This window comes from Pseudoxanthomonas dokdonensis, from assembly GCF_001431405.1.
GTDB lineage: Bacteria > Pseudomonadota > Gammaproteobacteria > Xanthomonadales > Xanthomonadaceae > Pseudoxanthomonas_A > Pseudoxanthomonas_A dokdonensis.
Map to the genome: position 1 here is coordinate 46,475 of NZ_LDJL01000007.1, position 25,950 is coordinate 72,424.

The following is a 25,950-nucleotide window of genomic DNA, read 5'->3' on the forward strand; positions in this document are numbered from 1 at the left end:
TGCTGCTCATCCGGTACTTTGCTCCGTGCTGTTGCAACTTGCTGTTGCCCTGCATATTCCTTGCCGCGAAGTCCGGCCAATGGCAGGACTGAACGCGGCCAAAAGTAACACTCGGTAACTGCAGTTACAAGACAAATCGCCCGAAGCAATGGTCCCGCAAAGACGCCTGCAGTGGTTATGAATGACCCATCGGCATGCGTTGCAAGGCCGTCGCACAGTGATCGACATCGCACGTGTTCGACGTGCCGACGTCGTGCCGGCGAGCGATGCCCGCATGGCAGCGATTGTCCTGCAGACAGGCCTGACGAACCGTCATCGAGCCAAAAAAAAAAAGACCCTTGCGGGTCTTTTTTTCTGTTGCCGTTGAAATCAATTCAAGCGTTCGGCATTGCGCTTGCCGGTCGGTGACTTCTCGCCGGCAAACGGATTGAGCTTGCGGATTGCCCAAGGGTACTTCGGCCAGTCGCCGGTCAGCCACGGATGGGTCGGATCGTTCAGTTCCAGCACCCGGCGGGCGTCGTTGGCCAATGCCTGGTTGCCCATTTCGGTGTAGGCGGCGCCGAGCAGGGCCACCGCATCGTACTGGTATTCGCTCTGCGGGTAGGTTTCCAGCAGGTATTTGGCGCGGTTGGCAGCCGATACCCACGCATCGCGACGCATGTAGTACAGCGCGGTATCCATTTCGTGCAGGGCGAACATGTTGCGCAGTTTGATCATGCGCAGGCGCGCATCCTCGGCATAGCGGCTGTTCGGATAACGCTCGGCGACGATGTTGAAATCGCTGTAGCCCTGCATCGGCGTGGCCAGGTCGCGACGGCTGGCATCCAGGCGCCAGGCGCGTTGCAGGAACACCGCATCGCGTTCGGAGTTGGACAGGCCGCGCAGGTAGTACATGTAAGGCACGTTGCGCTGGGTCGGATAGGTACGCAGGAAGCGGTCGATGCTGGAGATCGCGTCGTCCTGCTTGCCGGCCTTGAACTGGGCATAGGCCGATTCAACCATCGCCTGCTCGGTATACGGGCCGTAGGGATACTGCGCAATCAGCTTGCGGAAGTCGGTATCGGCCTTGGCCCAGTTGCCGCGCACCATCGAGGCATGGGCGGTGTCGTACAGGGTCTGGACCGGCACGCCTTCCAGGCTGTCCTTGTCGCCGCCCTTGGACTTGCAGCCGACGGCGGCCATGGCGATGACAAACAGCAGGATGAAGAGCCTGAAGGAGGCAAGGGAGCGTATTGGGGCAAGCTGGGTCATGGGCAGGCGGCGGGCCGCGGCAAGGAAACAAGGCGTCGATGATAGCCTAGGCGCTGCCCAAGCCATGAATATTCGGCCAATATGCCGTACATCCCCCATGAATGACACCTCCGAAGACCATCAGGACACTGACAGCCCGCGCACCGCCTTGGTTCCCGAGGGCGCAGGTGGCCGCCGCTTCGACGCGGTCCTGGCCGAACTGTTCCCCGAATTCTCACGCTCGCGGCTGAGCGAGTGGATCAAATCCGGCGATGCCCTGCTGGACGGCCAGAGCGTGCGCCCGCGCGACCCGGTGCGCGGCGGCCAGGTCGCCAGCCTGACCGTGGTGCTGGAGGAACAGACCCGCTCACTGCCCGAAGACATCCCGCTGGAGGTGCTGTACGAGGATGCCGACGTCATCGTCGTCAACAAGCCGGCCGGGCTGGTCGTACATCCGGGCGCCGGCAACCCGACCGGGACCCTGGTCAACGCGCTGCTGTTCCGCGACCCCAACCTGAACCTGCTGCCGCGTGCCGGCATCGTCCATCGCCTGGACAAGGACACGTCAGGGGTGATGGTGGTGGCGCGCACGCTGCCTGCGCATACCTCGCTGGTCGCGCAGCTGGCGGCCCGCGACGTGCACCGCCAGTACCTGGCAATCGTGGTCGGGGCGATGGTCTCCGGCGGCACCGCCAACGCGGCCATCGACCGGCATCCGCGCGACCGCCTGAAGATGGCGGTGCGCGATGACGGCCGCGACGCGGTCACCCATTACCGGCTGCGCGAACGTTTCCGCGCCCATACCGCGCTGGAATGCCGGCTGGAAACCGGCCGCACCCATCAGATCCGGGTGCATATGGCCCATCTCAAGTATCCGATCATCGGTGATCCGCTGTACGGCGGCCCGCTGAAGCTGCCGAAGGGCGCCAGCGACGAACTGGTCGCAGCGCTGCGCGGCTTCAAGCGCCAGGCGCTGCACGCCGAGACGCTGGAATTCATCCATCCGGTCAGCGGCCAGCCGATCCGCGCCAGCGCACCGGTGCCGGATGACATGCAGGCGCTGCTGAAGGCGTTGCGCGACGACAGCCTGGCACACAAGGTCAAGGCATGAGTCATCCGGTTGTCCAGCTGGAATGGCCGGCACCGGCCAACGTGCATGCATTCACCACGTTGCGCCATGGCGGCGGCAGCTCGGAGGCGCCATTCGACAGTTTCAACCTTGGCGCGCGCTGTGGCGACGACGCCCAGGCCTGGCGCGGCAATCGCGCCGAACTGATCGAACGCTACGCGTTGCCGTCGGCACCGCGCTGGCTGCAACAGGTGCATGGCACCCGGGTGCTGGTCGAGCCCGGCGATGACGAGCCCGAAGCCGACGCCGCGGTCACCCGTACCGCCGGTACGGTGCTGGCGATCCTGACCGCCGACTGCCTGCCGGTGGTGCTGGCCAGCGATGACGGTCGTGCGGTTGCCGCCGCCCATGCCGGCTGGCGCGGACTGGCCGCCGGCGTACTGGAAAACACGGTGGCGGCGATGGACTGTGATCCCGCCCATCAGTTGGCCTGGCTCGGCCCGGCCGCCGGCCCCGGCGCCTATGAAGTCGGCCAGGAGGTGCTGGATGCCTTCATCGCTGCCGCCTCGAACGACGACGCAGTCGACGCCGTGCGCGGTGCATTCGTGGCCACCCGTCCGGGCCACTGGCGGGTCGACCTGTACGCGCTGGCGCGGCAGCGGCTGGCACTGGCCGGGGTCACCCGGGTGTATGGCGGCGGTCTGTGCACCATCAGCCAGCCCGGGCGCTTCTTCTCGCATCGTCGCGATCAGCGTACTGGCCGCATGGCCACGCTGGTGTGGATGCAATGATGCTGGCCCGCCTGTCCGGTAAAAGCGTGGCCGTAGTTCTTATCTGCCTGCTTGCACTGTTGGCTTCGATGACTGCCACTGCACAGAGTTGCCAGCAACGGATGCCGGAATTGATCAGGTCAGCTTGGCCGCATGCCACCCAATTGGCCGACGGACGCTGGCAGATAGGGGGTGATGATCCACGTTGGCTGGATATCGGCAACAGCCAGTGCAAGGTCTGGCCAGCCCATCCGGAGTTGATCCTGTTGGCCGTGCAACTGGACAGCGCCGACATCGCACAACAGCAATTGACGATTGATGTGAGCGATGCGGATCTGGAAATGCTGGTGTTGCGCGGTGATGATGCCAACGTCGTCGCACGGCAACGCAGCTCTGGACTTTTGTCTTCCGATGCAATCAGCGTGAGCAGCTTTACACTTGATACTGCGCGCTATCATTTGGCTCCGGGGAACACCGCATTTGGTTTGCGTATCAGCAGGCATGGGGCATCGCGGGTCAATCCCATCGATGTCACCAGCTTGCGCCTATACGTTCTCGAAGGTGACCATCTGCGGACAGTACTGAGCAATCTGTTGATGGATCACAGCGGCGGCGAATGGGATGGCAACTGCGCTGGCAGCTTCTTCGAACGACATTGGATACTTGAGGTCCGTCCTGAGCGCCAGCATCGATGGGCGGACCTGCGGGTCACCAGCCGCGATATTGAAAGCGTTGCCACTACCGGTGGCAACGGTGACTGCCATGAATCGGAATCAACGCCGCAACGACACACTACTCGACTGCGTTACGACGGCCAGCACTATCCGATTCCAGAGCACCTGCGCGGCCTCGATGATGACTACGCCGATCCGCAGGAAAATGGCTGAAGCAGTTATTGGTTCTGCCACAGGCAAGGGCAGAGGGAGCGAGCCAGACCGTATGGATCATCGTTGGATGATTCTATCCCGCTGGCTTTGATGAGCGATCTCTTTATCAAAACGCATAGCGCACACGACCGTAGTAGTACGCGCCGTTGCTGCCAATCGGCGACAGCACGTCGTAGGGCAGGTTGCCGAAATAGCTGATGTCCTGGTTCGACAGGTCCGGATACTCGTCGGTCAGATTGTTGCCGCCCAGGGCGATGCTCCAACTGTCGCTCACCCGGTACTCCACTTCCGCGTCCAGCTGCCACTCGGCGCCATAGGTCTGAGTCGGGACAAAGCCGCCGCCGAAATCGAATACCCGGGTGGCGCTGCCGTGGCGGGTCAACCGGCCCAGCAGCGACCAGCGGTCGCTGTTCCAGTTGGCGCTGAACATCGCGCGGGTGCGCGGTGCGGCGTCGGTCAGCGTGTTGCTTTCCTCCAGCCCGAACAGCACGTAGTCCGGGTCGATCGCCAGCAGCTCGGCCGGGGTGGCGGCGACCCGCTTGATTTCGGTTTCGGCATAGCTGTAGGTGCCGGTCAGCAACAGCTCGCCGGCGCCCAGCGCCTGCCGCCAGTTGCCGACCAGCTCGGCGCCTTCGGTGCGGGTGTCGGCGGCGTTGATGAAGAAGTTGGCGCTCTGCACACCGGCGACGCCGAAGTTGTCGTCGATGAAGCTGGTCAATGCATCGCCGGTAATGCTTTCGGTCAGGGCGACACGGTCATCGATGTCGATGCGGAACACGTCCAGCGACAGATCGAAGTGCTCGCCAATGCGGCTGGTAAAACCCAGGCTCAGGTTCACCGACTTTTCCGGCTGCAACGGTTGCGCACCCAGGGCCTGGGCGATTGGATTGTTGACCGACAACAACCGGCCCTGCAGCAGGCGGCCGCTGGCATCGTAGCCGGTGGACGTCGCTTCATAGCCAATCTGGCTGAGTGACGGTGCGCGGAAGTTGTTCGACGCCGATGCACGCAAGGCGAAGGCCGGGGCGAACTGATAGCGCGCGGCCAGTTTGCCGGTCAGCTCGTTGCCGAAATCATCGTAATGCTCGTAGCGGGCGGCAACGTCAGTCGACAGCTTCTCGCCAAACTGGCTGCTGAGACTGGCATAGACGCTGGCCACATCGCGGCTGAGATCGGCGGTGTCCTGCGGCGTCAGGCCGCCACCGGCCTGCGAGCCGGTTGGGCGATCGGTGTAGGGGCCGGCGGCATACGCGGCTGGATCACCGGCGCCGGTCTGGTAGTTTTCGTGGCGCAGTTCCAGCCCGGCGGCAAACGTATGCGCGTCCCAGACCCGGCTCAAATCCAGATTGGCCAGCGTCTGCTGGAACTCATAGTCGCCGGTCTTGAAACGGGTCGGGCTGCCCGGGCCGAGCGAGGCGTTGAGTGAATTGCGCAGGCGATAGGTGAACGCATTGCGGCCATGGTTGAGGCTGGCGTCGTAGTCCCAGTCGCCCCATTGCCCGCGGACACCGGCGACGGCGGCCAGATCCTGGTTTTCGCCAATCGACACTGGCCGGTAGCCGTCGGGATAGACCTCTGTCCAGGTTGCCACGCTGTCCGGATAGCGAAAGTAATTGTCACCCTGGCTTTCGGTCTGGTGAAAGGTGCCGAACGCGTACAACAGCGCGCTGTCGCCGAGCGGGATTTCGCTGTTGAACCAGGTGTTGATGTCCTTGGAAGCGCCATCGCCAAGGGCGTAATTACGCTGGCCAGCCAGGGCCAGATTGGCCGGCGTCTGTTCCTCGAAGAATGGAATCTGGTCGAAGCCGGCGCGATTGGTGGCCTCGCGGTTGCGATATTCCAGGCCGCCGCGGACGAAGCCGCCATCGCCGACCGCGGTGCCGACCTGGCCACTGACAAAAGTGGTCTGGCCATCGGTCAGGGTCTGCCCAATCGGCGCCACGTCGGTGTGGTGGGCGCCATAGCTGACTTCCCAGCTGCCGCCTTCGCTGGCGTCATCGAGGATGATGTTGATGACCCCCGCCACCGCGTCGGAACCGTATTGCGCACCGGCACCATCGCGCAGTACTTCGATACGCTTGATTGCGCTGACCGGGATCGCGTTGAAATCGACCGGCGTGGTGCCCTTGCCGATCTTGCTGTCGGTGTTGACCAGCGAGGTGATGTGGCGCCGCTTGCCATTGACCAGTACCAGCACCTGATCCGGGCTCAGCCCACGCAGCTGGGCGGCGCGGATATGGTCGGCGCCGCCGGAGTTGGACTGGCGCGGGAAATTGAACGACGGCAACAGTGCCTGCAACGCGCTGCCGAGTTCGCCGTTGGCACTGGCCTTGCGGATGTCTTCGCCGGCGAGCAGGTCAATCGGCGACGTCGATTCCAGCACGGTGCGGTCACGCGCGCGGGTACCGGTGACGATGACGTTGTCCAGCTGCACCGGATCACTCGACGGCGCGGTGTCCTGCGCGCGCAGCGGCGACGCCGGCAGCGCCAGGACCAGGCTGATGGATAGGGCGAGGGGAGCGGCGGCGGGACGGCGCATGGACATTCCTGGGTAAACGAGGGGGCAGGGGAACGCCGGCGGGTGGCAGCCAGCGGGCGGCAAGTCTACAGCTATCCATCCATCCGGATAAAGCGATATATTAGCCGCCTGGCGGTGGCATGGGTGGCGGCTCGACAGTCGTTTTGCCCATGTCGCCATGTCGATTGGTCATGAGGTGCGGGGCGAGGCTCCGCGCCGTAGATGAGGAACCCCGGATGCGCCCGACCCTGTTCGCCCTGACATTGGCCGCCAGCCTGTCCGCCTGTGTCAGCCAACCTGCCGCCCCTGTCGCCAGCGCTCCGACCACCGCCACCATGCAGGGCGATGCCGCACGCCCGGCCGATGCGCCGGGCTGGATCCGCAGCGAACTGTACTTTGGCGTCGGCACCGAAGGCGACGCCGCCAGTACCATCAGCGAGGCGCAATGGCGTGCGTTCCTGGACCAGCAAGTGACGCCACGCTTCCCGGATGGGCTGACCGTGTTCGACGCCTACGGGCAGTGGCTGTTCCGCGGCGCCGACGGCCCCGAGCGCCTGAACTCGAAAGTGCTGGTCATCCTGCACGAGAACAGCCCGCAGCGGCGCGCCGACATCGAGGCGATCCGGCTGGCCTGGAAACAGCAGACCCATCACCAGTCGGTGCTGTGGTCGCAGCAGCCGGCCGACGTGTCATTCTGATCACTCGCCGGCTCTGATCAGCAGCCGCTTGTCGCCACGCTTCGTCGAGATCATCCATGTCCCATGCTCCGCAACGTCCACTGCGCTGGTTTGTCGCCGGTGACCTCAATGGGTTCTTCGGGCTGGTGGTCGACAACCTGTCGATCCTCGGTTTCATCGCCGCGGCGTTGATTGGCATCTTCCAGTTCCCGGCCGAAGTGGTGTTCACCCGCATGTTCCCGGGCACCGCGTTGGGCGTGCTGGTCGGCAATCTGATCTACACCTGGATGGCGCGGCGGCTGGCCGTGCGAAGCGGCCGCGACGATGTCACCGCGATGCCGCTGGGGCTGGATGCGCCAACCAGCATCGGCATGGCCCTGCTGGTGCTGGGACCGGCATTTGTCGCCTTCAAGCAGCAGGGACTGGATGAGAACGCCGCCGCACTGGCGACCTGGCAACTGGGCATGGCCTCGCTGGTGGTGATGGGCCTGTTGAAGCTGCTGTTGTCGTTCTTCGGTGACACCGTGACCCGGTTGGTGCCACGCGCCGGACTGCTGGGCTCGATTGGTGGCGCGGCGCTGACCTTGCTCGGTTTCCTGCCGCTGATCGAAACCCTGCGCAATCCGGTGGTCGGTTTTGTCACCCTCGGCCTGCTGCTGTATGTGCTGGTTGCCCGCGGCCGCCTGCCGGTGCGGCTGCCGGGCGTGCTGGTCGCCTTCATCGCGGGTACCACGCTGTATTACGGACTCGGCCTGGCCGGGCTGGGCGTGCCGGGCTTCGCGCTGCCGCAAGCGACGCCGCTGACGTTGGCATTGCCGCTGCCGAGCCTGGGCTTCGTGCAGGGTTTGCCGGCGACGGTGCCATACCTGCCGCTGCTGCTGCCTTTCGGGGTACTGATGATCGTCGGCGGCATCAACGTCAGCGAAAGCGCGCGCGCCGCCGGCGATGACTATCGCACCCGCGATGTGCTGCTGGCCGAAGCGATATCGACGCTGGTCGCCGGCGTCTGCGGTGGCGTCGCCCAGACCACGCCTTACATCGGTCAACCGGCCTACAAGCACATGGGTGCGCGTAGCGGTTACACCCTGCTGACTGGTATTTTCATCGGCCTCGGCGGGATGCTCGGCTATGTTTCGCTGATGGTGCAATGGCTGCCGGTGGCGGTGCTGGCGCCGATCATCGTCTACGTCGGCCTCGACATCACCGTGCAGGCCTTCCACGAAAGCCCGCGCAAGCACGCGATGGCGGTGGCGCTGGGATTCCTGCCGTCGATTGCCTATCTGCTCAACATCAAGCTCGGCAACCCGGCCTGGATTGCGCCGGAGACATTCGCCGCCTTGTATGCGGCCAGTGACGCACACGGCTTGCCGGATCTGGCGACGATTACCACCCTCGGCAATGGTTTCATCATCACCGCGATGATCTGGACCACCGCGCTGGTGGCGATGATCGATGAGCGCCCGCGGCACGCGGTGATCGCGTTGCTGCTGGCGGCGTTGTTGACTCTGTTCGGCCTGATCCATTCGGTCGACCCGCGCGGTGGCATCTACCTGCCGTGGCAGCTGCAAGGTCTGCGCGCGGCGATCATGTATCAGTTCGCCGGCGCCTATGCCGCATTGGCGGTGGTGTTGGCGCTGCTGTCGCTGCAACGCCCGCGCGTCAGATAGATTCGTGCGTCAGCTGGCCCAGTGTTGGCGCGGGATCGTGCCGGCAACGGGTACCTGCTGCAGCCATATCAGCGGCAGGGCAAGCCCGGCCAATGCCTGAATTGCAGTCTCACCGGGCCTTGAAACACGGGCCGTTAACCGCATCTGGTTAGCATTGGCTGGTATCGCCGGCCCCCTGTGTCATTTCGGAGGAAATCCCGATGCGGATGGACAAACTCACTTCGCGTTTCCAGCAGGCGCTGGCTGACGCGCAATCGCTGGCCGTGGGCCGCGACAACAACCTGATTGAACCGGTGCACGTGTTGACCGCGCTGCTTGAGCAGAGCGGCGGCAGTACCCGGCCATTGCTGGTCCAGGCCGGGGTCAACATCCCGGTGCTGCGCGAGCGTTTGAATGAAGCACTGGACAAGCTGCCGAAAGTCTCCGGCCAGGAAGGCAATCTGTCGATTGGCAACGACCTCAACCGCCTGCTCAACCTGACCGACAAGCTGGCCCAGCAACATGGCGATCAGTACATCGCCAGCGAGTGGTTCGTGCGTGCCGCGCTGGACGACAACGGTGTGGTCGGCCAGGAACTGCGCGCCTCCGGTGCCGACAAGCAGAAACTGGAAGCGGCGATCGAGAAAGTCCGTGGAGGTGAAAAAGTGCAATCGGAAAATGCCGAAGACCAGCGCCAGGCGCTGGAGAAGTACACCATCGACCTGACCGAGCGCGCCGAGAGCGGCAAGCTGGATCCGGTGATCGGGCGCGACGAGGAAATCCGCCGCACCATCCAGGTGTTGCAGCGCCGGACCAAGAACAATCCGGTGCTGATTGGCGAACCCGGCGTCGGCAAGACCGCGATTGTCGAAGGCCTGGCCCAGCGCATCATCAATGGCGAAGTGCCCGAAGGCCTGCGTGGCAAGCGGGTGTTGTCGCTGGACATGGGCTCGCTGATTGCCGGTGCCAAGTTCCGCGGTGAATTCGAGGAGCGGCTGAAAGCGGTACTGAGCGATCTGTCGAAGAACGAAGGCCAGATCATCCTGTTCATCGATGAGCTGCACACCATGGTTGGCGCCGGCAAGGCCGAGGGCGCGATGGACGCCGGCAACATGTTGAAGCCGGCGCTGGCGCGTGGCGAACTGCATTGCATCGGCGCGACCACGCTCGACGAATACCGGCAGTACGTGGAAAAGGACGCGGCGCTGGAACGTCGCTTCCAGAAAGTGCTGGTTGGCGAGCCGTCGGTGGAAGACACCATCGCCATCCTGCGCGGCCTGAAAGAAAAATACGCCGTCCACCATGGCGTTGAAATCACCGACCCGGCGATCGTCGCCGCGGCGACCCTGTCGCATCGCTACATCGCTGACCGCCAGTTGCCGGACAAGGCCATCGATCTGATGGATGAGGCGGCCAGCCGCATCCGCATGGAGATCGATTCCAAGCCCGAGGAAATGGATCGGATGGAACGGCGCCTGATCCAGCTCAAGATCCAGCGCGAAGCCTTGAAGAAAGAGAAGGATGCGCAGTCGAAGCAACGGCTGGCGGACCTGGAAAGCGAAATCGAAACGCTGCAGCGCGAGTTCAACGATCTGGAGGAAATCTGGAAGGCCGAGAAAGCGACCCTGACCGGTGCGACCCGGATCAAGGAGCAGATTGAACGGGCCAAGCTGGAACTGGAATCGGCGCAGCGCCGGCAGGATTACGCGCGCATGAGCGAAATCCAGTACGGCCAGCTGCCGACCCTGGAAAAGCAGCTGCAGGATGCGCAGGAAGCCGAACAGAAGGGCTTCACCCTGCTGCAGGACAAGGTCACCGACGAGGAAATCGCCGAAGTGGTCGCGCGCTGGACCGGCATACCGGTCAGCAAGATGCTGGAAGGCGAGCGCGAAAAACTGCTGAAGATGGAAGATGCGTTGCACGGCCGGGTGATCGGCCAGGACGAGGCGATCAAGGTCGTCTCCGATGCGGTGCGTCGTTCCCGCGCCGGTCTTTCTGATCCCAACCGTCCCAGTGGTTCATTCCTGTTCCTCGGCCCGACCGGGGTCGGCAAGACCGAGTTGTGCAAGGCCCTGGCCGAGTTCCTGTTCGACAGCGCCGACGCGATGATCCGGATCGACATGAGTGAGTTCATGGAGAAGCATTCCGTCGCGCGCCTGATTGGTGCGCCTCCCGGTTATGTCGGTTACGAGGAAGGCGGTTACCTGACCGAAGCGGTGCGCCGGCGTCCGTACAGCGTGATCCTGCTGGACGAGGTCGAGAAAGCCCATCCGGACGTGTTCAACATCCTGTTGCAGGTGCTCGATGATGGCCGTTTGACCGATGGTCAGGGACGTACGGTCGATTTCCGTAACGCGGTGATCGTGATGACCTCCAACCTCGGTTCCAACCTGATCCAGGAGCTGTCCGAGGATGATTCGGCGGAAAGCTACACGCAGATGAAGGCGGCGGTGATGGGCGTGGTGCAGGCGCACTTCCGGCCCGAGTTCATCAACCGGCTGGATGACATCGTGGTATTCCATCCGTTGGACAAGGCACAGATCCGCGACATCGCCCGCATCCAGACCCGTTACCTGGCCAAGCGGCTGGCCGAACGCCAGATCACGCTGGAGCTGGATGACTCGGCCTTGGCGCTGCTCGGCAATGTAGGCTTCGATCCGGTGTACGGGGCGCGACCGCTCAAGCGAGCGATCCAGACGCAACTGGAAAACCCGCTGGCGCAGAAGATCCTGTCGGGTGAATTCGGCAGTGGCGATACGGTAAATGTGACTGCAGAAGGTGGTCACCTGATGTTCGCCAAAAACGTGCGGTAACGCCGGATAGCAAAAAATCCCGGTAAAACACCTTGTTCGGGACCGGCAGCGGTCGCCACCGCCGCGCTTTGCCAGGCGGCGATGGCGGCCTGCACGACGGTCCGTGGCAGGATGCACCCCTCAGCCACCGGTGCGAAGGGGCGATGCCAACGCGGACTACCAGTAGACGATTGTTCACCGCACTCGGGCTTGGCCTGCTGTGCGTATTGCTGCAGCAGGTACCGGCGGGTTTCCGCTACTGGTCGGCCAACGTCGAACCGTTCCATGCCTCGCTGGTGCACCTGCATGTCGGCCTGCTGATGGCGCTGGTGATCCTGTGCCGCGACCGCTGGATCGTCGCCGGTGCATTCTTCGTGGTGTTCCTGGGCTGGTGCGTGCGCCAGTGGCTGCACGAGCCGGACCTGCCATTGCTGCTGGGTCTGGGATTGCCCAATCTGCTGTTTGGCTGGGCCTGGGCGATTGCCTGCGCGCACTGGGCCGGCTGGCCGAAGCCGCATCGGCTGCTGCGGATACGGCGCAGTGACCTGGGCCGGTTGGCGTTGTTCGTGTTGCTGCTGTATCCGCTGGGGTCGGCGCTGATCGCCTGGGCCAGCATGGCCGCGCTGCGGCCGGCGGTGGCGCATGAGGTCGGCGTGCTGGTGTTTTTCGCGCGCTATTTCGGCATCGCGATAGTGACCCTGCCGTTGATGGTGGCCTGGGCCGAGCGCCGGCAGCCGGCAGCGGATCGTCATCCGCGCTGGCGTGGCTGGCCGCTGCTGTTGCTGCTGGGCGTCGCGGTGATCGTGGCCAGCAACCAGTGGGTACAGTCGCATGGGCAGGGCACGCTGCTCGACTACCGTTTTGTACTGCTGGTGGTGTTGGCCATATTCGTATTGCGGTTGCGCCCGCTGTATTCGATGCCGCTGCTGTCGCTGGTGCTGTTTGCTCTGGTCGTGCTGATTGCGCGCCATGGCGCCGGTGACATCGGCCACAGCGTCGCGGCCATCGTCGCCCTTGGCCACAGTGCGCTGGAGGTGTTCGTGCTGTTGTTCGCGATGATCTATCTGCGCATCAGCAGCCGTGATCGCCGCGAGCTGGCGGCGTTGGTGCTTGAAGAAACCCTGCGCGATACGGTCACCGGCCTGCCCAATCTGCGCGCCCTGCGGCAAAGGGTTAACGAGATGCAGTCGCGAGGCCAGGAAGGCTGGCTGGGCTACCTGGTGCTGGACCATGCGGAATCGGTTGCGACCGGGGTCGGGCTGGATGCGCAGGCCACGGTCATCAGCACTGTCGCCAACCGGATTTCAAGCCTGGCCGGCATCCATCTGGTCGGGACCGGGCAACTGGCATTGCTGTGCCTGGAAGCGCCAGCCGACGGCTACTGGGAGCGCATCCTCAACCGGGTCAAGAACGCACGCATCGACGCCGGCGGCCATGAGGTCCATCTGCAACCGTATCTGGGCGTGTGTTCGACGCCGATCCGCTCGGTCGCGGATCTGGACGCCGGTTTGCTGGTCAGCTCCAGCCTGGCCTTCGACGCCCGCGGCCGTGGTGAGCTGGTACCCAATTACAGTGCCGATGGCGCTGTGCCGCGGCCCGACCCACGCAGCAGCATGCAGGCGGCGGCAGCGGCATTCGATGGCCTGCGCAACGAGCGCCTGTCGCTGTATTTCCAGCCGATTGCGCGGTTGCAGCCCGCGGCGGCTGACAGCGCCGGAATCCGTGGCGAAGTGTTGTGCCGCTTGTACGACATCCACGGACAGCTGATGCAGACACCGGCGTTCATGCCTTACATCGAAGCTGCCGGGCGCGGTGCCGAGTTGGACCTGGCGGTCATCCGGAGCCTGTTTCGGTTGCTGCGGCAGCATCCGCAGGCGCTGCCCGAAGTGCATCACCTGGGCATCAACATCACCGGCCAGAGCCTGAGCCTGGCCAGCTTCCGCAGCCAGTTGCTGGCGTTGCTGGCGGAGTCACCGCTACCGCTGGGGGCGTTGTGTTTCGAAGTGACCGAACGGGCCAGCATCGTTGATGTGCCGGCGGCCGGCCGCCTGCTGCAGGAACTGCGCGAAATGGGGGCGCGAATCGCCATTGATGATTTCGGCACCGGCATGCAGAGCTTTGACCGGCTCAAGCAGCTGCCGGTGGACATCATCAAGATTGATGGTTCGTTCGTCAGCCACATGGCCGGCAATCCCAGTGATCACGCGATCATCGAGGCGTCGGTGGCGATTGCGCATGCGTTCGGTGCATCGACGGTGGCTGAGTTCGTCGAAAGCCGGCAACTGGCCGAGCTGTTGTGCGGGCTGGGCGTGGATGAAGGCCAGGGCGACTTTTTCGGTGCTCCGCGCCCGCTGCCCGATGTGCTGACCGAATCGGCCCATGCGCTGGGCGCGCGGATGTCGTAGCAGCTGCTGGACCTGTTCTCAGCCGCCAGCGGCTGGCTTGCTGCGCAGGCCGCGATAGGGCGGCGTGGCCATGATCATCTCGTTCAACGAATGCGCCAGCTCGCGTTCTGCCAGCACCGCGCCATCGGCACCGTGTTGCAACAGGTGTCGCACTTCGCCTTCGCTGTGGGCACGCGCCAGCACCGTGATCGACGGGTTAAGTGCGCGCAGGCGGGCGATGGCCTCGCCGGCTTCCAGCGCACGCGGAATCGCGAATACCGCCAGCTGCGCGGTTTCCGGCCGCGCTTCCAGCAGGACTGGTTCGGAGGCCGTATTGCCACGCACGGTGACGATGCCGGCCAGCCGCGCGGCGCGCACGCGATCGTCGTCTTCCTCGATCACCACCACCGTCACCCCCTGCTGTTGCAGCAGGCCGGCCAGATGGCTGCCAACCCGGCCGTAACCGACCACGATGGTGTGATCGCCGGTGTCTTCCGGCACCCGGTACGCGCCATCGCCATCCGGTTGCAACGGTGCGTTGTCGATCGGTTTGGCGGTCAGTGCGTCCTTGTGGCGGCGATAGAAGAAGCTGAAGATGAAGGGATTGAAGATGATCGACAGCAGCGCGCCGGCCAGGATCAGGTCGTGGGTATCCTGCGGCAGGATCTTCAGCGAGACGCCAAGCCCGGCGAGGATGAAGGAGAACTCGCCGATCTGGGCCAGGCTGACCGCCACCAGCACCGCCTTGGACTTGGAATAGCCGAAACGGCGGACGATGAAATAGGTCAGCCATGCCTTGACCAGGACGATGATCAGGAACGTGCCCAGCACCTGCAGTGGTTGTTCAATCAGCACCGCCGGGTCGAACAGCATGCCGACCGCGACGAAGAACAGCACCGCGAACGCATCACGCAGCGGCAGCGAGTCGCTGGCGGCCTTCTGGCCGAATTCGGACTCGTGCAGCAGCATGCCGGCAAAGAACGAACCCAGCGCGAACGAGACGTCGAACATCGCCGCCGCGCCGTAGGCCACGCCCATTGCCACCGCCAGCACGCACAGGGTGAACAGCTCGCGCGAGCCGGTGCCGGCGACGCGTTCCAGCAACCATGGAATCACCCGCCGGCCGACCAGCAGCATCATCGCGATGAACGCACCGACCTTGCCGAAGGTCACCAGCATGGCGTTGCCGACGCTGCCGCTGTTGGCGGTGGCGCCGGTGGTGTCCTGTCCGCCCAGCGCGCTGGCCAGCGCCGGCAGCAACACCAGCGCCAGCACCATCGCCAGATCCTCGACCACCACCCAGCCGATGGCGATGCGGCCGATCTTGTTGTCCAGCAGCCGGTATTCCTCCAGCGTACGCAGCAGGACCACGGTACTGGCGATCGACAAGGCCAGGCCGAGCATGATGCCGACCCCGTCGGGCAGGTGGAAAAACCAGGCCAGCAGCCAGCCCAGCGCGGTAATAAGAACGATTCTGGAAATGGCGCCGATGAAGGCGATGGCGCGTACTTCCATCAGTTCCTTCAGCGAGAAATGCAGGCCAACGCCGAACATCAGCAGCATCACCCCGATTTCGGACAACTGGTTGGCCAGATCCTGATCAGCGGAAAAGCCCGGCGTATACGGCCCGACCACGATCCCGGCCAGCAGATAGCCGACCAGCGGTGACAGCCGCAGTTTCTGGGCCAGCAGGCCAAGCAGGAAGGCGATACCCAGGCCAACGGCTATCAGGCTGATGAGGTCGGTGTTGTGCGGCATGTACTCGGATCAAGGCAACGTGGGGTGGGGCGGGCTGACGTGCTTGCACGCAGGCCCGTGCCTGTTCAGGGTAGCGCACCCGGTGTAAACGCCGATAAAAGTTAACCGGTTGCCGGTTCCGCCAGGGCGTGCGACCGGCACCCGCCGCAGCAGCCTGGCTGCGCCGCCGCCGGGCTCAGCGCTTGTCGCGATAGGGAGGTGTGGCCAGCACCATTTCGCCGAGCGAAAAGGCCAGCTCGCGTTCGGCCAGCACCGCGCCGTCGGCGCCGTGGGCCAGCAGATGCCTGACCTCGCCATCGCTGTGGGCACGTGCCAGCAGGGTCAGCGACGGATTGATCGCGCGCAGCTTGGCCAGCACCTCGCCGGCTTCCAGCGGTTGCGGGATGGCCAGCACCGCGATGGTCGCCCGTTGCGGATGGGCTTCGGCCAGCACTTTATCGGCGGCGGCGCTGCCGCGGATGGCGGGTAGGCCGGCCGCATGCGCGCGGGCGACATGGTCGGCATTGTTGTCGATCACGATCAGCGGCACGTCGCGCTCGCGCAACACCTCGGCCAGTGCGCTGCCGACCCGGCCATAGCCGATGATGATGGCGTGGCCGCTGACATCCAGCGATGGCCCCGGTGCCGGATCCGGAGGCAGCGGCAGATCGTCCTGCTGGCGTTTGCGTTGCCAGTCATCCAGCCACGAGAACAGGAACGGATTGGCGATGATCGACAGCAGCGATCCGGCCAGGATCAGATCCCGGCCCTGCGCCGGCAGGATCTCCAGCGACACTCCAAGCGCGGCGAGGATGAAGGAAAATTCGCCGATCTGGGCCAGGCTGACCGAGATCGTCAGCGCGGTGCCGGTCGGGTGCTTGAACGCCTTGACGATGTAGAACGCGGCCAGCGACTTGCCAACCACGATGATCAGGAAGGTCGCCAGCACCTGCCACGGCTGCTGGATCAGGATCGCCGGGTTGAACAGCATGCCGACCGAGACGAAGAACAGCACCGCGAACGCATCGCGCAACGGCAATGAGTCGCTGGCCGCCTTGTGGCTGAGTTCGGATTTGTTGAGGAGCATGCCGGCAAAGAATGCGCCCAGCGCGAATGACACCCCGAACAGGCGCGCCGAACCGAACGCCACCCCCAGCGCTATCGCCAGCACCGACAGGGTGAACAATTCGCGCGAGCCGGTCGCGGCGATTTTTTCCAGCGTCCACGGGATCACCCGCTGTCCGACCAGCAGCATGAAGGTCACGAACGCGCCCAGCTTCAGCAGGGTCCAGGCGATCGCGCTGAGGAAGCCACCGATGCTGGCACCTTCGCCCGTGTCGCCGCCGCCAAAGGTTTCGGCCAGCACCGGCAGCAGCACCAGCGCCAGCACCATCACCAGATCCTCGACGATCAGCCAGCCGACCGCGATGCGGCCGCGGTGGGTCTCCAGCAGCCGCCGGTCCTCCATCGCCCGCAGCAGCACCACGGTGCTGGCGACCGACAACGCCAGGCCGAACACGAAGCCGTTCAATGGCGTCCAGCCCATGCCCCAGGCCAACGCCCAGCCCAGTCCGGTCGCCACCGCGATCTGGACGATGGCGCCGGGAATGGCGATGGCTTTGACTTCCAGCAGATCCTCAAGCGAGAAATGCAGGCCGACGCCGAACATCAGCAGCATCACGCCGAGCTCGGACAGCTGGTTGGCCAGATCCTGATCGGCGACGAAGCCGGGCGTGAACGGCCCGACCAGCACCCCCGCCAGCAGATAGCCCACCAATGGCGACAGCCGCAGTTTGTTGGCCAACGCACCCAGCACGAATGCCAGCGCCAGCCCTACCGCGATGATGTCGATCAGGTGGGTGTCATGGGGCATCGGTGGCAGGTCGTCGTTGAGTCACATTCGAGTGTCGCTGATCCCGCGCCGGGGCGGCAAATCCAAGCTGAGTGGCCGATTCAGCCGAGCCGCGGCAAGGCTCAGATCACCAGGCCGGCGAGCAGCGGTACCTGCGCATCCCAACGCTGGCGCGCCGACAGCGCCGACAATTCGATCAATACGCTGGCGGCGACCACATGCGCGCCCTGTTGCTGGAGCAGGGCAACCGCGGCTTGCAGGGTGCCGCCGGTGGCCAGCACGTCATCGACCAGCAGTACCGGCGCCCCGGCGGGCAGTGCATCGACATGCATCTCCAGCCGATCGCTGCCGTATTCCAGTGCGTAATCCAGCGCCAGCGTGGGCCCGGGCAGCTTGCCCGGCTTGCGTACCGGCACGAAGCCCACGCCCAGTGCCTGGGCCAGCGCCGCGCCGAGGATGAAGCCGCGTGACTCGATACCGACCACGGCGTGCGGCGGTGCCGCGCGCCACGGCGCGGCCAGGGTCGCGATGGCGGCGGCAAATCCATGCGCGTCAGCCAGCAGCGGGGTGATGTCCTTGAACAGGATGCCGGGCCGGGGAAAGTCGGCGACATCGCGCAGCAACGCCGGCCAGTCGGCCTGCACCGGTGCGGTGGCGTCCAGCATCCGCTTCACAGCTGCCGGCTCACAGCTGCGACTGCACCGGCAGTATTTTCATCAGCCAGGCCTGCATGCGCCGGCTGGCGCTGGCCTTGGGTTCCTTGTCGAAGGTTTCGCTGCCATCGCTCCAGCGCAGATCGCCATCGACCTGTTCGACTTTCCAGGCATGTGCCGGTGACACCTGGGTCTGGAAGATCTGCTCCAGCTGCGCTGCCAGTTGCGGGTCGCTGACCAGCACGCCCTGTTCGGAATTGAGCGAGGTCGAGCGCGGGTCCAGGTTGTACGAACCGACGAATATCTGCCGTTCGTCGATCACCAGTGCCTTGGTATGCAGGCTGGAGCCGGATGAGCCCTTGAGGCTGAAGTTGTCGTTGGCTTCGCCCAGCGGCTTCAGTTCCCAGATCTGCACGCCGCCTTCCAGCAGCGTCGGTCGATAGCGCGAGTAACCACCGTGCACGGCGGCAACGTCATTGGCCGCCAGCGAATTGGTCAGTATTTTGACGTCGCGCCCGGATTTGGCCAGATCGACCAGCAAGGCGGTGCCGCGATCGCCGGGCACGAAGTAGGGCGATATCAGGTGCGCGCGCTGCTGGGTCGACTGCAGCACCGGCAGCAGTGCGGCGGCGACGTTGGAGCGCTGATCGCCGTCGCCCATTTCCAGTTTCATCGGGTCGTCGCTGACGAAGCGCCATTGATCACTCCAGCGCAACTCGGTGCTGCCATCCATCCATGCCTGCACGCCGCTGTCATCCTGCACCGCGCGGGCGTAGGCGCTGTTGCGGATCGCGTCGATGCTGGCCAGCAGCTGCGGGCGCACCTTTTCCAGCGCCGCCGCATTGGCGTCGTCCGGCGACAGGGTGGCGATCGGGTAATTGGATGGCGCATTCCAGAAGCGGTCGAAGCTGGCGCTGATCTGGCCGACCACCGGTCCGGCCATCAGCAGGTCCAGATCGACGAAGTTGGTTTCCTCGCTGGCGCCGAAATATTCATCACCCAGGTTGCGCCCGCCGACCAGGGCGATGCGGTTGTCAGCGATCCAGCTCTTGTTGTGCATGCGGTGGTTGAGCCGCTTGAAGTCGGTGCCCAGGTCACTGACCTTGCCCCAGGTGCCTTTGCGCGAGGCAAACGGATTGAACATCCGCACTTCGATGTTGGGGTGCGCATCGAGCGCGGCGAAACCGCGGTTCTTGGCCCGTGCGTCCATGTCATCGACCAGGATGCGCACGCGCACCCCGCGGTCGGCCGCTTCCAGCGCACGCTGCGCCAGCAGCAGTCCGGTCATGTCGCCGTGCCAGATGTAGGTCTGGATATCCAGGCTGTCATGCGCCATCCGGGCGCTGCGGGCGCGCAGGGCAAAGGCTTCGACGCCGTTGCTGACCAGGCGGAAGCCGGCCTGGCCGGCATGTGCCTGTTCCTGCGGTCCGGTCCATTCCGACAGCGGGCCCTGGCTGGCCGGCGGCAGCGCAGTGGCGGGCGGCATCTCGGGACGGGTGGGCAGTTGACTGCAGGCGCTCAGCAGCGCGACCAGGGCCAGGACGAACAGGCGGCTATGCATGAGGTGAATCCCGCGGGTGGTGGACGGCGACGCCGTACTCAGGCGGCATCTTAGCGTATCGATCACGCCGGCCGGCGGGGCAGCCGCGCGCTGCCGGCCCGGGCGGCGAGCGCACGCCGTGTTCACGAGCGCTGCCGATAATCGGCTCACGCTTCCATCAGGGCACGCGCATGAACCGAACCGCAGCTCCATCCGTCGACAGCCAGTCCGGGCATGATCAGGACGGCAAACCCAAGGGCAACCTGTTCACCCGGCTGGCCAAGGCGGCGGCGGGTTTTACCGGACGTCCGCTGTGCTTCTGCCTGGCCCTGGGCACGGTGCTGGTGTGGGCGATTTCAGGCCCGCTGTTCAAGTTCAGCGATACCTGGCAACTGGTGATCAACACCGGCACCACCATCATCACCTTCCTGATGGTGTTCCTGATCCAGAACACCCAGAACCGCGACACCGCGGCCATGCAGATCAAACTCGACGAGTTGATCCACGTCACCGACGCGGCCCGGAACGAACTGCTGGATCTGGAAGAACTGGAAGAAGACGAACTGGAACGCCTGCGCACCCGTTACGAGGAGATGGCCAGGAAGGCCCGCCAGGCAAGCGACGCCCGCCGGGCGCACGGACGGGATTCGCAGCGCTAGCCGGAGCACGACCGCAAACCCGTATCATGGGGGTTCACTGCGCAAACGCTTCAGGTGGACGACGATGGAACTGGCAATGATTGGTCTGGGCCGCATGGGTGCCAATATGGCGCAGCGGCTGGTGCAGGGCGGGCATGTGGTGTCCGGCTACGATCCCGGCGAAGCGGCGCGTGAGGCGGCGGCCGCCAACGGCATCGCACCGAAGTCGTCGCTGGCGGAGCTGGTGGCCTCACTGCCGGCACCGCGGGTGCTGTGGATGATGGTGCCGGCCGGTGCCATCGTCGACGACACGCTGGCGCAGCTGCTGCCTCTGCTGGCGCCGGGTGACGTGGTCATCGACGGCGGCAACTCGATGTACAAGGACACCCAGCGTCGCGCCGCGATGATGGCTTCGCATCAGCTGGGTTACGTCGACTGCGGCACCAGCGGCGGCATCTGGGGCCTGGCCGAAGGCTACAGCCTGATGGTCGGTGGCGAGGCGGCGCTGGTGCAGCGCCTGCGGCCGCTGTTTGAAACCCTGGCACCGGCTGCCGACAAGGGTTGGGGCCACGTTGGCCCGGTTGGCGCCGGCCACTTCACCAAGATGGTCCACAACGGCATCGAATACGGAATGATGCAGGCCTATGCCGAAGGTTTTTCAATCCTCCAGCACAAGCAGGAGTTCGCGCTGGACCTGCCGCAGGTCGCCGACATCTGGCGCGACGGCAGCGTGGTCCGCAGCTGGCTGCTGGATCGGACCACCGATGCGCTGAAGGACAATCCCACGCTGGAGGGTATCGCCCCGTACGTCGAGGATTCCGGCGAAGGCCGCTGGACCGTCGCCGAAGCGATCGAGCTGGATGTGCCGGCGCCGGTGATCACCCTGTCGCTGATGGAACGGTTGCGTTCGCGCGACAAGGACTCGTTTGCCGACAAACTGCTGGCGGCGATGCGCAACGCGTTTGGCGGTCATCGCATCACCCGCCAGTAGCACGGCGTTTCCCTGCATCCGTGTGCGGATTACGCCGCCGGATGCTGTGGCGATCAGTTGCCGATGCTGCGCCGCTGCACGCAGCATTCGGCTATCCATTGGCAGGCACGCTGCATACCACGCTGTAACAACCCCGATGCTAGATTGATCGCTCCACCCGCAATGGAGTCCGGTCGTGAAGATATTGATGGTGCTGACGTCGCACGCCACCCTTGGCGACACCGGCAAGAAGACCGGTTTCTGGCTGGAGGAACTGGCCGCGCCGTATTACGCGTTCCGCGATGCCGGTGCCGAGGTCGAGCTGGCCTCGCCGGCTGGCGGCCAGCCGCCGCTGGACCCGAAGAGCGATGAGCCCGACGCGCAGACGCCGGCCACGGTGCGCTTCAATGGTGATGCCGATGCGCTGGCCGCGCTGGCCAATACCCACAAGCTGGCCGACGTGGTGGAGATGGAATTCGATGCGCTGTTCTATCCCGGTGGCCATGGCCCGATGTGGGACTTGGTAGAGGATCAGCATTCGATCACCTTGATCGAACATACCTTCTCGGCCGGCAAACCGGTGGCCGCGGTCTGTCACGGGCCGGCGGTGTTCCGCCACGCCAAAGGCACGATGAGCCAGCCACTGGTCAAGGGCAAGACCGTCACCGGCTTCAGCAACAGCGAGGAAGAAGCGGTCGGCTTGACCCATGTGGTGCCGTTCCTGCTGGAAGACATGCTGGCCGCCAATGGCGCCCATTACCGGCGCGGCCCGGACTGGCAGAGTTTCGTGCTGGCCGACGGCATGCTGGTGACCGGGCAGAACCCGGCCTCGTCCGAAGCCGCCGCCCACGAAGTGATCAAACTGCTGGGCGTGCGCGAGCACTGACGCCGCCACCGCGCCACCGCGTGCCGACCGGCAATGCCAGGCGCGAATGACTGGAGCTGGAGCATCACATGCACGAACGTCCCCAACAGATATACGCCGACCAGGCCGACATCGATCGCCTCGAAGCCTTGATCAGCAGCCTTGACGACGAAGCCATCGTCGCCTTGACCCTGCATGACGGCCGCCGCATCAAGGGCGTGGTGTCGGTGCGACCGACCCTGCAACTGTTCCGCGATGACGCCGGCCAGCAGGGTTTCAATTCGGTGTTGCGGCTGGATGATGCCGAGCAGCCGCAGCAGACACACTACCTGTGGCTGGACCAGATTGCCCAGGTCGATCACCTGGGCACGGACTGAAGCCAAAGCCGCGCCGCATCGAGCGACGCGTTACTGCCTGATGCCGCTACGGCACGCCGTCGGCGGTCACCGTGCACTGCATCGTCACCACCACCTGGCCACCGACCGGCATTGACGGCAGGGTGATGCCGGCACCGGTCAGATCCGACACCGCCACGGTCGCCGCCGGGCAGCTGGCACCGGCGCTGGCTTCGCAGGTGGCGGTGCCCGGTTGCGTGCAATCCAGGCCGGGGTCCGGGGTGTCGGTCAGGATCGCATTGCTGACCGCGGTCGGACCGGCATTGTTGACCGTCAACACGAAGGTGGCGGTGTCGCCAGTGACGGCGGTCGCCGGCCCGGTCTTGCTGATCTGCAGGTCAGTGACGTTGCGGATGTTGCTGAAGGTGCAACGGATCGGACCGGCAGTGGTCGTGGCCGCCGCGTCCAGTACCAGCGAGCGGCTGGCGGCGTCGAAAGTGGCGGTGCCATCGGTACCCAGCCCGGTGCAGCTGGCATCGGTCAGCTGGAAGAAATCCTGCGGTTCGGCTTCAACCAGGGTGGTGGCCACGCCTGCCGCCGCCAACGTCTGGGTAGCGCCATCGACCGGGGTCCCGGCGGTGACCGTGGTGATGTCATGCGCGGCCACGCCGTTGTCGCCGGTGAAGGAGAAGGTACCGACGCCGTTGCTCGTCACCTTGCTGATGATCAGGGTCGGGCAGACCACCTGGAAGGTCGCGGTGGCGGCATTGTTGGTTTCGTCCAGATCAGTGAAACCGGCGCTGGGATCGAATGCGGCGCTGGCGCTGTTGTCGATTTCGGCATCACAACTGGCGGTAGTGGCGACCGTGCTCTGCACGGTGAAGGTCAGCACCCCACCCGGCGCCAGGGTGTAGCCACCGGCAACGGCGATGCTGCCGGTGCCGCTGGCGGCCGGACAGGTGGAACCGGCACTGGCGGTGCAGGTCCAGGTCGCACCGGCCAGCAGTTCCGCCGGCAGGGTGTCGGTGATCGCCGGCGTATTGGCACTGTCGATCGTCGGTGACTGGTCGCCGGGGTCGACCTGGTTGATGTCGTTGTTGGTCACGGTCACCGTGTACGTCACCGGCTGGCCGCGCAGGACGGTGGTCGCGTCCACGGTCTTCTGGACCAGAATGTCGGCTGGCGCGGTCGCGATCAGATTGCGCACTTCGTGGATGTTGTTCAGGCCACCGGTCGATCCGGACAGGCCCAGGCGCAGATTGGCCGGTGCCGAGTAGGGAAAATTGAGTTCGTTCAGCAAATCCGGCGGTACCGCGCCGGCTGCACCGACGCCGACCGTGACCCGGTAACCGCCGCTGCCGTTGGGTACCAGCAACAGCCGGACCCGTTTCGGCGCCGGCCGCGAGGTGGCGCCCGGATTATCGATACCGCCCGCTACCGCGGCGCCACCGATATAGACGTTGGAAGCCGACTGCGGCGCACGTACCACCACCTGGTCGGGGCTGCTGCCAGGCCCATCCGCGCAGTCGGGATTAGTGGGGGTTCCCGAGTACAGGCCGTACTCGTCCAGGCCGACGCCGAGATAACCGCCGACGCCGCCGCAATAGCCGAGCGACGCGCCATTGCCGGCACCCGCCATGTCGGAGGCGGCGTCATACAGGAACATCGCGATGCCATCGGCACCGTTGCCGCCCCAGGCGACATATTCCATTTCGACCAGCACGCCCTGGCTGGAGGCGAAGCTGCCGCTGGTCAACAACGCCCGGCCGATGTGGGTATTGCTGTTGGTGGTCAGACGCAGCCAGCCATCGCCGTTGGCATCGTTGACGTTGTTCGGTATCGCGCCGTAACCGCCGGTCAGGATGCCGCTGTCGTTGTTGCTGGCACCGTCATCGGTGCCACTGATGCTCCAGCCCGGCTCGGTGCTGTTGCGGAAAGTGGCCTCGACCCGCAGCTGCGCCTGCGCGCTTACCGCGCTGACCAGCAGCAGCACGCCCAGCGCGCCCGCACCCATCCATTGTCTGTTCATTGCGTTTCCACCCCCTTGGCAACGGACTGGCGTCCGGTCATTCCATTTGTCGCATTCGCCGCCTCCCGGCGACACCCGGCGGTTGCATCCGGGTGCAAAGCAGATGGCGGAGTCTGGGATTGTTTGCTGCCGTTAGTCAACCGTCGCGGCCGCAAATGCGGGCAGGCTCGGCCGTGTTCGGCGACAATATGAAAGAAGCGGCCACCTCCCGGCCGCTGGAGAATCCTGCCAATGGACCTGTTGCCAAGCCTCGACATCCAGTGCCCTTATTGCGGCGAATACCAGAGCATCAGCATCGAGGTCAGCGCCGGCGACCAGCGCTACATCGAGGACTGCCAGATCTGCTGCCGACCGATGTCGATCGCGGCCGATGTCGACGAAGACGGGGTTGCCAGCGTCCGCGTACACGGCGCCGACGAGGCGTGACCGGCGGCGTCGGCGGCGGCTGAAAGCAGGGCCGGGTTGACGTATGCTGCCCGCCAGCACCGCCGCGCAAAGGAACCGCCATGCAAACCGTCACCCGCAGCCCCGGCCGCATGTTCATGATCGTGGCGATCATCGCCGTGCTCTGGAATCTGCTCGGCGTGTTCATGTTCATCATGCAGGTGACCCTGTCGCCTGCCGCGATTGCCAGCATGCCAGCGGCGCAGCAGGCGGTGTACCAAGCGATACCGGTCTGGACCAATATCGCCTTCGGGGTCGCGGTGCTGTCCGGCCTGGTTGGTTCGGTCGGGCTGCTGTTGAAGAAGCGCTGGGCGGTACCGGTGTTCGCGCTTTCGCTGTTGGCAGTGCTGGTGCAGGCCGCCGGCAATTACATGTCCACCCCGCTGTGGCAGGTGACCGGGCCCTCGGGCCTGGTAATGCCCTTGCTGGTCGCCGCCATCGCCCTGTACCTGTGGCGATACGCCGCCAATGCGGCGCGTCACGGCTGGCTGCACTGAAACGGGTAGGCGACGATGAGTGGCAAGCGTCCAGCAACCGTCGACGAATACATCCGTAACGCCCCCGATGCAGCGCAGCCGCATCTGCGCAGGCTGCGCGCGATCCTGCGCAAGGTGGCGCCGGCGGCCATTGAAACGTTGAAGTGGAACACCCCGTTCTTCGTCGAGCCGCGCTTCCTGTTCAGCTATTCGGCGCACAAGGCCCACCTGAGCTTCGCCGCCGGCGCGGATGCCATGCAGGCATTCGCCGATGAGCTGGCGCAGCAACAGACAACCACCCATTTCCTCAAGGTCGGCTACGACCAGCCGCTACCCGAAGATCTGATCCGGCGGATGGCCGAGTACCAGCTCCAGCAGGTCAGCCAGCGCAGCAGCGACAGCTTCTGGTAGCCGCCAGCGCGAAGCCTGCTCGGCCGC

21 protein-coding genes are annotated in these 25,950 nt (G+C 65.0%); 14 read left to right on the forward strand and 7 right to left on the reverse strand.

From position 1 onward, the window contains the following. Window positions 1–369 precede the first annotated feature (369 nt). A complete protein-coding gene (locus tag ABB29_RS06925) occupies window positions 370–1,251 on the reverse strand; it encodes an outer membrane protein assembly factor BamD (RefSeq protein ID WP_057657894.1) in 882 nt (293 codons plus the stop codon). A 97-nt stretch (window positions 1,252–1,348) separates the two neighbouring features. Between ABB29_RS06925 and rluD the strand changes: the two genes are divergently transcribed. Genes rluD through ABB29_RS06940 form a run of 3 tightly spaced genes read left to right on the forward strand, consistent with a single transcriptional unit; the run spans window position 1,349 to window position 3,956 of the window. Then, entirely contained in the window at window positions 1,349–2,341 is a 993-nt protein-coding gene (gene rluD / locus ABB29_RS06930; protein WP_057657895.1) for a 23S rRNA pseudouridine(1911/1915/1917) synthase RluD, read from the forward strand. After that, window positions 2,338–3,090 (forward strand): peptidoglycan editing factor PgeF, encoded by a 753-nt coding sequence (pgeF, locus tag ABB29_RS06935; RefSeq protein ID WP_057657896.1) that lies wholly within the window; start codon window positions 2,338–2,340, stop codon window positions 3,088–3,090. Before rluD ends, pgeF begins: the two co-directional genes overlap by 4 nt. Beyond that, window positions 3,090–3,956, forward strand: coding sequence for a PA3715 family protein (locus ABB29_RS06940; protein ID WP_157062538.1), 867 nt, complete (start codon window positions 3,090–3,092; stop codon window positions 3,954–3,956). The genes pgeF and ABB29_RS06940 overlap by 1 nt, the downstream gene beginning before the upstream one ends. A gap of 106 nt (window positions 3,957–4,062) precedes the next feature. Here the strand turns inward: ABB29_RS06940 and ABB29_RS06945 are convergent, their stop codons facing one another. Beyond that, window positions 4,063–6,495, reverse strand: a complete 2,433-nt coding sequence (locus ABB29_RS06945) for a TonB-dependent receptor plug domain-containing protein (protein WP_057657898.1) — start codon at window positions 6,493–6,495, stop codon at window positions 4,063–4,065. A 215-nt stretch (window positions 6,496–6,710) separates the two neighbouring features. Here ABB29_RS06945 and ABB29_RS06950 point away from each other — a divergent pair, with 215 nt between their 5' ends. From ABB29_RS06950 to ABB29_RS06965, 4 genes are all read left to right on the forward strand, one after another. Continuing rightward, entirely contained in the window at window positions 6,711–7,172 is a 462-nt protein-coding gene (locus ABB29_RS06950) for a DUF3574 domain-containing protein (RefSeq protein WP_057657899.1), read from the forward strand. A 56-nt stretch (window positions 7,173–7,228) separates the two neighbouring features. Further along, window positions 7,229–8,818 (forward strand): SulP family inorganic anion transporter, encoded by a 1,590-nt coding sequence (locus ABB29_RS06955; protein ID WP_057657900.1) that lies wholly within the window; start codon window positions 7,229–7,231, stop codon window positions 8,816–8,818. Between the two features lie 200 nt (window positions 8,819–9,018). Next, entirely contained in the window at window positions 9,019–11,610 is a 2,592-nt protein-coding gene (gene clpB, locus ABB29_RS06960; RefSeq protein ID WP_057657901.1) for an ATP-dependent chaperone ClpB, read from the forward strand. A 170-nt stretch (window positions 11,611–11,780) separates the two neighbouring features. Next, window positions 11,781–13,994 (forward strand): EAL domain-containing protein, encoded by a 2,214-nt coding sequence (locus ABB29_RS06965; RefSeq protein ID WP_057657902.1) that lies wholly within the window; start codon window positions 11,781–11,783, stop codon window positions 13,992–13,994. A gap of 18 nt (window positions 13,995–14,012) precedes the next feature. Here the strand turns inward: ABB29_RS06965 and ABB29_RS06970 are convergent, their stop codons facing one another. The 4 genes from ABB29_RS06970 to ABB29_RS06985 all read right to left on the reverse strand — a co-directional run bounded on the left by ABB29_RS06970 (window position 14,013) and on the right by ABB29_RS06985 (window position 19,776). After that, window positions 14,013–15,731, reverse strand: a complete 1,719-nt coding sequence (locus ABB29_RS06970) for a cation:proton antiporter domain-containing protein (protein ID WP_057657903.1) — start codon at window positions 15,729–15,731, stop codon at window positions 14,013–14,015. 175 nt (window positions 15,732–15,906) lie between these two features. Further along, window positions 15,907–17,583 (reverse strand): YbaL family putative K(+) efflux transporter, encoded by a 1,677-nt coding sequence (gene ybaL, locus ABB29_RS06975; RefSeq protein WP_057657904.1) that lies wholly within the window; start codon window positions 17,581–17,583, stop codon window positions 15,907–15,909. A gap of 101 nt (window positions 17,584–17,684) precedes the next feature. After that, window positions 17,685–18,227 carry an adenine phosphoribosyltransferase gene (locus ABB29_RS06980; RefSeq protein ID WP_057657905.1) on the reverse strand — a complete coding sequence of 181 codons (543 nt, stop codon included), beginning with the start codon at window positions 18,225–18,227 and terminating at the stop codon, window positions 17,685–17,687. 19 nt (window positions 18,228–18,246) lie between these two features. Then, window positions 18,247–19,776: a phospholipase D family protein gene (locus tag ABB29_RS06985; RefSeq protein ID WP_057657906.1), complete on the reverse strand. Its 1,530-nt coding sequence runs from the start codon at window positions 19,774–19,776 to the stop codon at window positions 18,247–18,249. Between the two features lie 170 nt (window positions 19,777–19,946). Between ABB29_RS06985 and ABB29_RS06990 the strand changes: the two genes are divergently transcribed. From ABB29_RS06990 to ABB29_RS07005, 4 genes are all read left to right on the forward strand, one after another. Then, on the forward strand, window positions 19,947–20,414 hold the full coding sequence (locus ABB29_RS06990; RefSeq protein WP_057657907.1) for a low affinity iron permease family protein: 468 nt from the start codon (window positions 19,947–19,949) through the stop codon (window positions 20,412–20,414). Window positions 20,415–20,478: 64 nt separating this feature from the next. Then, window positions 20,479–21,384, forward strand: coding sequence for a phosphogluconate dehydrogenase (NAD(+)-dependent, decarboxylating) (gene gnd, locus ABB29_RS06995; RefSeq protein ID WP_057657908.1), 906 nt, complete (start codon window positions 20,479–20,481; stop codon window positions 21,382–21,384). 175 nt (window positions 21,385–21,559) lie between these two features. Continuing rightward, window positions 21,560–22,249, forward strand: a complete 690-nt coding sequence (locus ABB29_RS07000; protein WP_057657909.1) for a type 1 glutamine amidotransferase domain-containing protein — start codon at window positions 21,560–21,562, stop codon at window positions 22,247–22,249. 68 nt (window positions 22,250–22,317) lie between these two features. After that, window positions 22,318–22,605 (forward strand): DUF3247 family protein, encoded by a 288-nt coding sequence (locus ABB29_RS07005; protein ID WP_057657910.1) that lies wholly within the window; start codon window positions 22,318–22,320, stop codon window positions 22,603–22,605. Window positions 22,606–22,651: 46 nt separating this feature from the next. Here the strand turns inward: ABB29_RS07005 and ABB29_RS07010 are convergent, their stop codons facing one another. Further along, window positions 22,652–24,592 (reverse strand): prealbumin-like fold domain-containing protein, encoded by a 1,941-nt coding sequence (locus ABB29_RS07010; protein ID WP_083487607.1) that lies wholly within the window; start codon window positions 24,590–24,592, stop codon window positions 22,652–22,654. A gap of 231 nt (window positions 24,593–24,823) precedes the next feature. Here ABB29_RS07010 and ABB29_RS07015 point away from each other — a divergent pair, with 231 nt between their 5' ends. The 3 genes from ABB29_RS07015 to ABB29_RS07025 all read left to right on the forward strand — a co-directional run bounded on the left by ABB29_RS07015 (window position 24,824) and on the right by ABB29_RS07025 (window position 25,923). Further along, window positions 24,824–25,018, forward strand: a complete 195-nt coding sequence (locus tag ABB29_RS07015; RefSeq protein ID WP_057657912.1) for a CPXCG motif-containing cysteine-rich protein — start codon at window positions 24,824–24,826, stop codon at window positions 25,016–25,018. A gap of 80 nt (window positions 25,019–25,098) precedes the next feature. After that, the gene (locus ABB29_RS07020) at window positions 25,099–25,533 is read left to right on the forward strand and encodes a hypothetical protein (protein WP_083487609.1); all 435 of its coding nucleotides are present in this window, start codon (window positions 25,099–25,101) and stop codon (window positions 25,531–25,533) included. Between the two features lie 15 nt (window positions 25,534–25,548). Further along, window positions 25,549–25,923, forward strand: coding sequence for an iron chaperone (locus tag ABB29_RS07025; RefSeq protein WP_057657913.1), 375 nt, complete (start codon window positions 25,549–25,551; stop codon window positions 25,921–25,923). The last annotated feature ends 27 nt before the right edge of the window (window positions 25,924–25,950 follow it).